At 72.5% G+C, this 9,424-nt stretch carries 7 protein-coding genes; 1 reads left to right on the forward strand and 6 read right to left on the reverse strand.

Translation table 11 applies throughout. The features are described 5' to 3' along the window. Nucleotides 1-173: 173 nt before the first annotated feature. Both ACWCRA_RS35050 and ACWCRA_RS35055 read right to left on the reverse strand, forming a co-directional pair. Nucleotides 174-821 (reverse strand): LysE family translocator, encoded by a 648-nt coding sequence (locus ACWCRA_RS35050; RefSeq protein WP_351559611.1) that lies wholly within the window; start codon nucleotides 819-821, stop codon nucleotides 174-176. Beyond that, the gene (locus ACWCRA_RS35055; protein ID WP_351559609.1) at nucleotides 818-1,417 is read right to left on the reverse strand and encodes a DinB family protein; all 600 of its coding nucleotides are present in this window, start codon (nucleotides 1,415-1,417) and stop codon (nucleotides 818-820) included. The genes ACWCRA_RS35050 and ACWCRA_RS35055 overlap by 4 nt, the downstream gene beginning before the upstream one ends. 257 nt (nucleotides 1,418-1,674) lie before the next feature. On the opposite strand from ACWCRA_RS35055, the gene ACWCRA_RS35060 reads away from it, so the two are divergent. Beyond that, nucleotides 1,675-3,012, forward strand: a complete 1,338-nt coding sequence (locus ACWCRA_RS35060; protein ID WP_351559607.1) for an aminotransferase-like domain-containing protein — start codon at nucleotides 1,675-1,677, stop codon at nucleotides 3,010-3,012. Here the strand turns inward: ACWCRA_RS35060 and ACWCRA_RS35065 are convergent. From ACWCRA_RS35065 to ACWCRA_RS35080, 4 genes are all read right to left on the reverse strand, one after another. Beyond that, complete coding sequence (locus tag ACWCRA_RS35065) at nucleotides 2,947-4,248, reverse strand: cation:proton antiporter domain-containing protein (RefSeq protein WP_351559605.1); 1,302 nt, start codon at nucleotides 4,246-4,248, stop codon at nucleotides 2,947-2,949. The genes ACWCRA_RS35060 and ACWCRA_RS35065 overlap by 66 nt on opposite strands. Before the next feature lie 79 nt (nucleotides 4,249-4,327). Next, the gene (locus ACWCRA_RS35070) at nucleotides 4,328-5,470 is read right to left on the reverse strand and encodes an acyl-CoA dehydrogenase family protein (RefSeq protein WP_351559603.1); all 1,143 of its coding nucleotides are present in this window, start codon (nucleotides 5,468-5,470) and stop codon (nucleotides 4,328-4,330) included. 15 nt (nucleotides 5,471-5,485) lie between these two features. After that, complete coding sequence (locus tag ACWCRA_RS35075) at nucleotides 5,486-6,973, reverse strand: tryptophan 7-halogenase (RefSeq protein ID WP_351559601.1); 1,488 nt, start codon at nucleotides 6,971-6,973, stop codon at nucleotides 5,486-5,488. Nucleotides 6,974-7,054: 81 nt separating this feature from the next. Beyond that, nucleotides 7,055-9,421 carry an amino acid adenylation domain-containing protein gene (locus ACWCRA_RS35080; RefSeq protein WP_451069463.1) on the reverse strand — a complete coding sequence of 789 codons (2,367 nt, stop codon included), beginning with the start codon at nucleotides 9,419-9,421 and terminating at the stop codon, nucleotides 7,055-7,057. Between the last annotated feature and the right edge of the window lie 3 nt (nucleotides 9,422-9,424).

The raw sequence follows: 9,424 nt of genomic DNA on the forward strand, positions 1-9,424 counted from the left end.
CTACGACATCCGCACCGCCGCCGTCGCCCGCTCCGTCCCCTGCCTCACCACCGTCCAAGCCCTCGCCGCCGCCGTCCAAGGCATCGACGCACTCAGCTGCGGAGAGGAGAGCGTCCGCTCGCTCCAGGAGCACGCGGAGCACCTCACCGCCACCCGCTGAACCTCCGGACCGCTCAGTTGACCGTGGTCGGCACCGAGGTGTCGATGGCCAGCGAGACGGCGAGCATCCCGAGCACCGCGCCCATGGCGTACCGCTGGACCCGGAGCCAGGAGGGACGGCGGGCGAGGAAGACGGCGATGGTCCCGGCGGCGATCACGATCGTCAGATTGACCACGACGCTCACCACGATCTGGATGCTGCCGAGCACAAAGCCCTGGAAGAGGACATGGCCCTCGTCCAGATCGACGAATTGCGGGATCAGCGAGATGTACATGATGGCGATCTTCGGATTGAGCAGATTCGTCATCAGGCCCATCATGAACAGCTTGCGCGGGGAGTCGTGCGGAATGTCCTCGGGGGCGAAGACGGAGAGCCCGCCCGGCTTCAGGGCGTTCCACGCCAGATAGGCGAGATAGGCCGCACCCGCCAGCTTGATCACGATGTACAGCTCGGGCACGGCGATGAAGACGACCGACAGGCCCAGATTGGTGGCCAGCAGATAGACCATGAAGCCGACGGCGACCCCGCCGAGGGAGATGATCCCGGCCCGCCGGCCCTGGGTGATGCTCCGGGAGACTATGTAGATCATGTTGGGGCCGGGGGTGAGCACCATCCCCAGGGCCACCGTCACCACACCGAGCACCGCGCCCAGCTCGATCATGACGACCTCTCTTTCTCTCTCCGTGGCCCGGACCCCGGCGCCGTGTTCCCGCCGGCCCGGCGGCCGGCGCGCAACACCTCGCAGAGGTCGTGCACGATGTCGTGGAGCAGATGGCGGGTGAAGAAGTCGACCGTGAGCCGCGCGCCGGGAAAGCGGGTGTCGCCCCGGTCCCAGTCGTCGCCGGTGAGCCGCTCCAGACGGCGGGCCAGCTCCTCGGCCGCCCGCCCCAGCTCCTCGGCGGCGCGCCCGGGGTCCTCGTCGCGGTAGAGCACCGGGAACTCGGCGGGGGCCGCGGCCGGTTCGCCGGCGCCGGGGGCCGCCGCGGACGGGCCCAGCACGGCGTCGAGCCGCTGGTGGAAGAGGAGGCACATGTCCCGCACATGGCAGCCGTGCTCCAGCGGGGACCAGGAGAGGGCGCCGACGCGCTGCCCGGTGGTGTCCGGGTCGGTCAGCACCTGCTGCCAGCGGGCGGCGGACTCCCGGAGCAGCCCCGCCGCCTCGGGCCGGGAGAACGCCCGGGAGCCGAAATTGCACCGACCGCACCGGGGCGGTGGGAAGACGGGCCAATCACCTTGCGCGGGCGGTGTCGGGTCCATCGGGCCACGGGTTCCTTCCTCGCGGTTGCACACCCTTGCCGTGCTTGACCGGTGCGGTGTCCCCACCCGGCCGGTCCGTGCTGATCGGAGCAATTCCGAGTGTAGGTCGCGCATTACACCGGTGCAATCTCTCCCATTGACCTCGGTGCAATCCAGTGCTTAGGGTGCGGGAGGGGGAAGGTTCACCGGGCGGGCCCGGCCCGGCCCGGGAACGGACCCGGCCGGGCCGCCCGGACCCCGGCGGAGAGGAGAGCGCGGTGAAGGACTACCAGCGGGTCGCCGACGCGGTGGGCGCGGAGATCACGGCGGGGCGGCTGAGACCGGGCGACCGGCTCCCCCCGCAGCGCGAGTTCGCCCGCCGCCACGGCATCGCCAACTCCACCGCCACCCGCGTCTACCAGGAGCTGGCCCGCCGGGGGCTGACCGTCGGCGAGGTGGGCCGGGGCACCTTCGTCCGGGCCGTGCCCCGCCCGACGGCCCCCGCGCTCACCGAACCCGGTGACACCCGCGTCGACCTGGAGCTGAACTACCCGGTGGTGCCCGAGCAGGCCGGGCTGCTGGCCGCCGGGATCGGCGGGCTGCTCCGCCCCGATGTCCTGGAGCCGGTGCTGCGCCCGGTGGGCGCGGCCGGCACCCCCGCCGCCCGGGACTCGGCGGCGGATCTGCTGACGCGCGGCGGCTGGCGCCCCGACCCCGCGCGTATCCTCTTCGCCGGGAACGGCCGGCAGGCCATCTCCGCCGTCATCGGCGCGCTGGTGCCGCCCGGTGCCCGCCTCGGCACCGAGGAGCTGACCTACCCCGTGCTGAAGGCCATCACCTCCCGGCTCGGCGTCACCCTCGTCCCCCTCGCGATGGACGCGTCGGGGCTGATCCCCGAGGCGGTCGAGGAGGCCCACCGCAAGGCCCCGCTGCACGCCGTCTACGTCCAGCCGACCCTGCACAACCCGCTCTCGCTCACCATGCCCGGAGCCCGGCTGGAGCGGCTCGCCGAGGTGCTGCTGCGGCTCGGGATCACGGCGGTGGAGGACACCATCTGGGCCTTCCTCCGGGACGATCTGCCGCCGCTGGCCGCCCTCGCGCCCGAGCGGACCGTCCTCGTCGACAGCCTCTCCAAGCGGCTCGCCCCCGGTCTGACCCTCGGCTACACGGTGGCGCCCGCCGCCGTCCTCAGCTCGCTCGCCACGGCGCTGCGCTCGGGCGGCTGGACCCCCATGCGGTTCACGCTGGAGGCGGCCCGCCAGTGGCAGGCCGACGGCACGGTGCGGAAGCTGGTGCGGGCCAAGCAGCGGGAGGCGTCGGTACGGCAGGAGATCGCCGCCCGCCACCTGGGCCGGTTCGCGGTGCGGGGCGACCCCCACTCGTACTACTGCTGGTGGGAGCTGCCCCGCCCCTGGCGCGCCGACACCTTCGTCGCCGCCGCCGCGCGGCACGGCATCGGGGTCACCCCGGCGGCGGCCTTCGCCATCGGCCGCAGCCATGCCCCCAACGCCGTCCGGCTCGGCCTCGCCTCGCCCCGGCCCGATGTCCTGTCACAGGCGCTCGCCACGCTCGCCGACCTGGCCAGGACTGCCCCGGACGACCTCGTCACCGACTGACACCACCCCCAGCCGGCGCACCAGCGGGGTGGTCATCCCGGTGGTGACCAGGGCCATCACCACCATCAGCGAGAACAGCTCGCCGTCCAGGAGACCGAGGTCGAGACCGGCCCCGAGCACCACCAGCTCGGTGATGCCCCGGGTGTTCATCAGCGCCCCCATGGCGGTGGACTGCCGGGTGTCGAAGCCCTGCGTGTACGCACCGGCGAAGCCGCCGGCGAACTTTCCGGCGATGGCCACCAGCAGGATCAGCGCCAGGTCGATCAGATCGCCGCCGTCGAAGTCCGACAGATCGACGCGCAGCCCCGCGAGGACGAAGTACACCGGCAGCAGCACCGCCGAGCCGATGCCCGCCGTCGCGCGCACCGCCTGCCCGGCCAGCGGGCCCTCGCGGGGCATCACCACCCCGAAGAGAAACGCGCCGAAGATGAAGTGGAAGCCCATCCACTCGGTCGCCGCACAGCACAGCAGCAGCCCGCCGAAGACGACGATCAGCGGCGTTCCGCTGTCCTGGCCGGCCCTTCCGGTGCCCGCCCGGCCGTCCCCCGCCCGGCCGTCGCCCGCCCGGAAGAGCCCGGGCCGGCGCAGCAGCGGGCCGGCCACCAGCAGCATCCCGGCGGCGAAGGGCACGATCAGCAGCGACTGCCAGACCGGCACCTCCTGTGCCCCGCCGGTCATGGCGACGGCCAGGGCCAGCAGCGCCCAGCACAGCACATCGCCGACCGCCGCGCTCGCCAGCGCCGTGGAGCCCAGCGGGGTCCGCTGGAGGCGCAGATCGATCAGGATTCTGGCCAGCACGGGGAAGGCGGTCACCGACATCGCCACGCCCAGGAAGAGCAGAAAGCCGCCCCGGTCGGACGGGGTGTGGTCGCGCAGCAGGAACAGACCGAGCGGGAGCGAGAGGACGAACGGCACGGTCACCGCCCCGATCACCACCCCGGCCACCCGGCGCCCGCCGCCCCGGAGCACCCGGGCGTCGATCTCCATGCCGACGGTGAACATCAGCAGGGCGAGCCCCAGATTGCCCAGCGCGTGCAGCGCCGGGAGGAGGGCGCCGGGGAAGAGCGCCCCGGCGACCCCCGCCCCGAGCAGCGTCGGGCCGAGGAGGACCCCGACCAGGATCTCGCCGATGACCGGTGGCTGCCCGAGTCTTCGGCACAGCCGGTGCAGCAGGCCGACCAGGACCAGGATCAGCGCCAGGTCGGCGAAGAGCAGCAGGACATGATGGGACGTCACCGGAGGACCTCCGCGTCCTCGTCCTCGCCGGCGCCCTCACCCCGGGCGCCTTCCCCGCCCGCGGGGCCCTCCGCCCGGCTCACAGGTCGAGGGAGTTGGCGATGATCGACTTCATGATCTCGCTGGAGCCGCCGAAGATGCGGTTGACCCGGGCGTCGGTCCAGGACCTGGCGATGGGGTACTCGTGGAGATAGCCGTACCCGCCGTGCAGCTGGAGGCAGCGGTCCACCACCCGGCCCTGTGTCTCGGTGCAGAAGAGCTTGACGACGGCCGCCTCGGCCGCGTCGAGCTCGCCGCGCACATGGGCCAGCAGGGACTGGTCCAGCAGCGCCCGCCCGGCCCGCAGTTCCGCGGCCGACTCGGCGAGGACGAACTTGGTGTTCTGGAAGTCGCTCAGCCTGTTGCCGAAGGCGGTGCGCTCCCTGACGTACCCGATGGTGCGCTCCAGCGCGGCCTCCGCGCCGGACTGCGCCGCCACCGCGATGGAGAGGCGCTCCTGCGGCAGGTTCGACGTCAGATAGTCGAAGGCGCGGCCCTCGGCCCCGAGCCGGTCGGCGACGGGAACCCGCAGGTCGTCGAAGAACAGCTCACAGGTGTCCTGGGTGCTCTGCCCGATCTTCTTCAGATTGCCGCCCCGGCTGAATCCGCCGGCGGTCGTCTCGACCATCAGCAGGGTCAGTCCGCCGTACCGCTGCTTGGGATCGGTGCGCACGGCGGTGATGACGAGATCGGCGTGGGTGCCGTTGCTGATGAAGGTCTTGGACCCGTTGACCACGTAGTGGTCGCCGTCGCGGACAGCGGACGTGGTGATGCCGGAGATGTCGGAGCCGGTGCCCGGCTCCGACATGGCGATGGCCGTGACCAGCTCGCCGCCGACCATCCCGGGCAGCCAGCGGCGCCGCTGCTCATCGGTGGCATACCGCAGCAGATAGGGCAGAACAACATCGTTCTGGACGCGTAATCCGCCGTACGAGATGCCGAGAGCCTCCATTTCCTCGGTGAGCACCGCGTTGAACCGGAAGTCGTCGGAGCCCGGACCCTCGTACTCCTGGGGCGCCTGGAAGCAGAGCAGCCCCAGGTCGCCGGCTCTGCGCCAGAAGTCGCGCGGCGCCGTGCCGGCCTCGATCCACTCGTCGTACACCGGCGCGGCCTCTTTGGTGAGAAAGGCCCGGACGGTCTGCCGGAAGTCCTCGTGCTCCTGCTCGTAGACACTGCTCTGCACGGTGGTCGTCCTCTCTCAGCCGTGGTTGGGGAGCACCCAGGACAGTCCGTCGCCGGAGGAGACGAGACCGCCGTCGAGGTCCGCCGTCTCGGGGCCCGCGTCCTCGCCGAGCAGGGCGCGCGCCTGGACATGGGCGCCCTCCCGCATGACGTCGGCGACGATCGGGGCGTGGAAGAGGCCGCCGCGCGAACCCCCGGTGCCCCCGGTCGCGGCGCCCGCGCCGTGCACGGCCCGGGACAGCTCGCACGAGCTGCTGGCGAGCCGGTCACCGGCCTCGATCAGATCCCGCTCGCCGGAGGAGACCCCGCCCACCAGGTCGACGAAGGCCTCCAGGTCGGACTTGGGGTAGGCGGTGACCTGCTTGGCCTGCCAGAAATAGGACTGCTCGTCGACATGGAGGGAGTAGAAGGAGATCAGGAACTCGTAGAAGACGGCGTACTCCTTGCGGTAGCGCCGCTCGAACTCCTCGAACGCCTGCTCCTCCGGGACGGTGCCGGCCAGGCTGCTGTTGATCGAACGGGCCGCGAGCATCGCGCCGTAGGTGGCCAGGTGCACCCCGGAGGAGAACACCGGGTCGACGAAACAGGCGGCGTCCCCGGTGAGCACCATGCCGGGCTTCCAGAAGCTGCTGTTGATGTACGACCAGTCCTTGCGGACCCGGACCTGCCCGTACGGTCCCGTGGTGACCCGGGTGGCCTCCGACAGATGGTCCTTGATCAGATCGCAGTCGTCGATGAGCCCGAGCAGCGCCTGCTCCGGGTCGCCCTGGACACGGTCGGCCCATTCGCGGTTGACGACCGCGCCGACGCTGGTGAGCGTGGGGCTCAGCGGGATGTACCAGAACCAGCCGCTGTCGAAGGCGGCGCAGAGGATATTGCCCGAGTTGGGCTCGGGCAGCCGCTTGCCGCCCTCGAAGTAGCCGAAGACGGCGAGGTTCCGGAAGAAGTCGGAGTACGCGCGGGTGCCGCCGACCGCCTTGTGCAGCCGGCCGGTGTTGCCGGAGCTGTCCACGACATAGCGGGCGTGGACGGTGCGCTCCCGGCCCTCGTCGTCGCGGTAGTGGACGCCGGTGACCCGGCCGTTCTCCTCGATCACCCTGAGGACCGCGCACCTCTCCCGCACCTCGACGCCGTTGAAGCGGGCGTTGTCCAGCAGGATCTGATCGAACTTCATCCGCTCGACCTGGTAGGCGTGCGAGGTGGGACCCGCCATCTTCGGCGAGACCGCGAAGGCGAACTGCCAGGGCTCCGGGTTGGAGCCCCAGCGGAAGGTGCCGCCCCGCTTGACCGTGAACCCGGCCTTCGCCACCTCGTCGGCGACACCGAGCAGACCGCAGATGCCGTGCACGGTCGCCGGGAGCAGCGACTCGCCGATCTGGTAGCGCGGAAACGTCTCCTTCTCCAGCAGGAGCACCCGATGCCCCTTCTTGGCCACCAGGGTGGACAGCGTCGATCCACTGGGACCGCCGCCGACGACCACGACATCGAACTCTTCACTGGGCATGACGAACTCCCTCATAAGGCTTGCTGGTTCGCTGATGGTTCCCGCCGGGCGGGGGCGGGTCGCGCCCCCGCCCGGGGGTGGTCAGACCTCGGTGGCGGACATGCGGTGGGACACCGTCGGACCGATCCGGGCGAGCACATCGGCACGGCCGATGTCCCGGTGCGCGCAGCCCAGCTCATGGGTGATCACCGCGCCGTCGATGTACGGCCGCCACAGGGCCCCGGTCCCGGTGGTGGCCCCGGGGTCCGTGTCCGACACGGCCTCGAAGACCAGGGCGTCCCCCTTGAACACCCGGGGCAGGGCGGTCCGCATGAGCGCGCGGTGGCGCTCGGCCGCCGCCGCGACCGCCCGCCGGGTGGGGGCGTCGAGGACGGCCGCGGTCTCCTCGTCGAGCACCTCCGGATCGGCGGCGCCGGCGCGGTGGGCGGCCAGGGCGGCGGGGCCCGGATAGGCGTCCAGCAGGACGAGGGTGGCCACGCGCTCGCCCTCCTCCTGGAGCAGCGCCGCCATCTCATGGGCGATCGTGCCGCCGAAGGACCAGCCCAGCAGGTGGTACGGGCCCTGCGGCTGGACGGCCCGCACCTCGGCCAGATACCGGGCCGCCGCGTCGGTGAGGCTCACGGGCGGGTGGGGGTCGGTGCCGCCGGCGCCGGTCAGGCCCGGGGCCTGGAGGCCCCAGAGCGGGATGTCCTCGCGGAGGGTGCTGAGCAGACCCGCGTAGGACCAGCTCAGCCCGGACGCCGGGTGGACGCAGAAGAGCGGGGCCCGGGTGCCCTCCCGGCGCAGCGGGAGCAGGGTGTCCAGGGGCAGTGCGGTACGCCGGGTTCCGGCCGGGTCGCCGGTCCGGCCCTCGTCGCGGTCGCGCTCGTCGAGCAGGGCGGCGACGCGGGCCGGCGTCTGGGCCTCGTACACATCGCGCAGCGGCAGGTCGGCGCCGAGGACGGTGCGGGTCCGGGCGAGGAGGGAGGTGGCGAGGAGGGAGTGGCCGCCGAGGTCGAAGAAGCCGTCATCGGGGCCGACCCCGGGCCGGCCGAGCACCTCGGCGAAGATCCGGCACAGCGCCTCCTCGCGCGCGGTGGCGGGTGCCCGGCCGGCGGCGGGGCCCGTGTAGTCGGGCGCGGGCAGGGCCGCCCGGTCGACCTTGCCGTTGCGGTTGAGCGGCAGCGCGGGCAGCGGGACCACGGCGGCGGGCACCATATGGCCCGGGAGCAGCTCCGCGAGATGGCGGCGCAGGGCCTGCGGATCGGCCGGCCCCTGATCGGCGGGGTGGAGGTCCGCGGGCTGGGCATCTCCGGTCTGGAGGCCGGTGGTCCGGAGGTCCGTGCTCTGGAGAGCGGTGGGCTGGAGAGCGGTGGGCTGGAGAGCGGTGGGCTGGAGAGCGGTCTGGGGGTCCGTGGTCTGGACGTACGCCACGAGGCGCTGGTCCCCCGGCCGGTCCTCCCGGACCGTCACCACCGCCTGCGCCACCGCCGGATGCCCCATCAGCACCTGCTCGATCTCACCCGGCTCGATCCGGAACCCGCGCACCTTCACCTGCTGGTCCGCCCGGCCCATGAACCACAGCTCACCGTCCTCGCCCCAGCGCACCAGGTCGCCGGTGCGGTACATCCGCGCCCCGGCCGGACCGAACGGATCGGCCACGAAACGCTCCGCCGTCAGCCCCGGCCGGTTCAGATACCCCAGCGCCAGCGCCCCACCGGAGACATACAGCTCCCCCACCACCCCCACCGGCACCCGCTCCAGAGCACCGTCCAGCACCCGCACCCGCACCCCCGCGATCGGACCCCCGATGGACGCGGCGAAGGGTCCGTCCGGGAGCGGCTCGGGCAGGGTGGTGGCGGTGACCACATGGGTCTCGGTCGGGCCGTAGTGGTTGTGCAGCCTGCGGCCGGGGACCCGTCCGCAGAAGCGGACCAGCTCCTCGCCCGCGACCAGGGCCTCGCCCGCCTGGGCGATATGGCGCAGGGCGGGCAGGGTGCGGTCCTGCCGGGCCGCGGCGGCGGCCACCGCCTCGATCACCTGGGTGGGGGCGTACAGCCGGGTGATCCGCTGCTCGTCCAGCCACCCGGCGTACCGGTCCATGTCGCCCCTGACCTCGCCGGGCGGGATCACCAGGGTGCCGCCGGAGGTCAGGGTGGCGAAGAGTTCCTGGACGGAGACATCGAAGCCGGGCGAGGTGAACTGGCCCACGCGCTCCGGGCCCTCCCCGTCACCGGCGTCCCGCTCCGCGTGCCAGCGCAGCAGATTGACGACGGCTCCGGCGGGCATCGCCACGCCTTTGGGGGTGCCCGTGGAACCCGACGTATAGATCACATACGCCACATCATCCACCGACACCGGACGAAGCCGCTCCCCATCCTCCACATCACCCCCCGGGAAACCCGCGGCCCCGGCCTCCGCCTCCGCCACACCCACCGACACCCCACCCACACCCGCCGGCACCACCACACC

It is taken from the genome of Streptomyces sp. NPDC001889 (assembly GCF_053594535.1).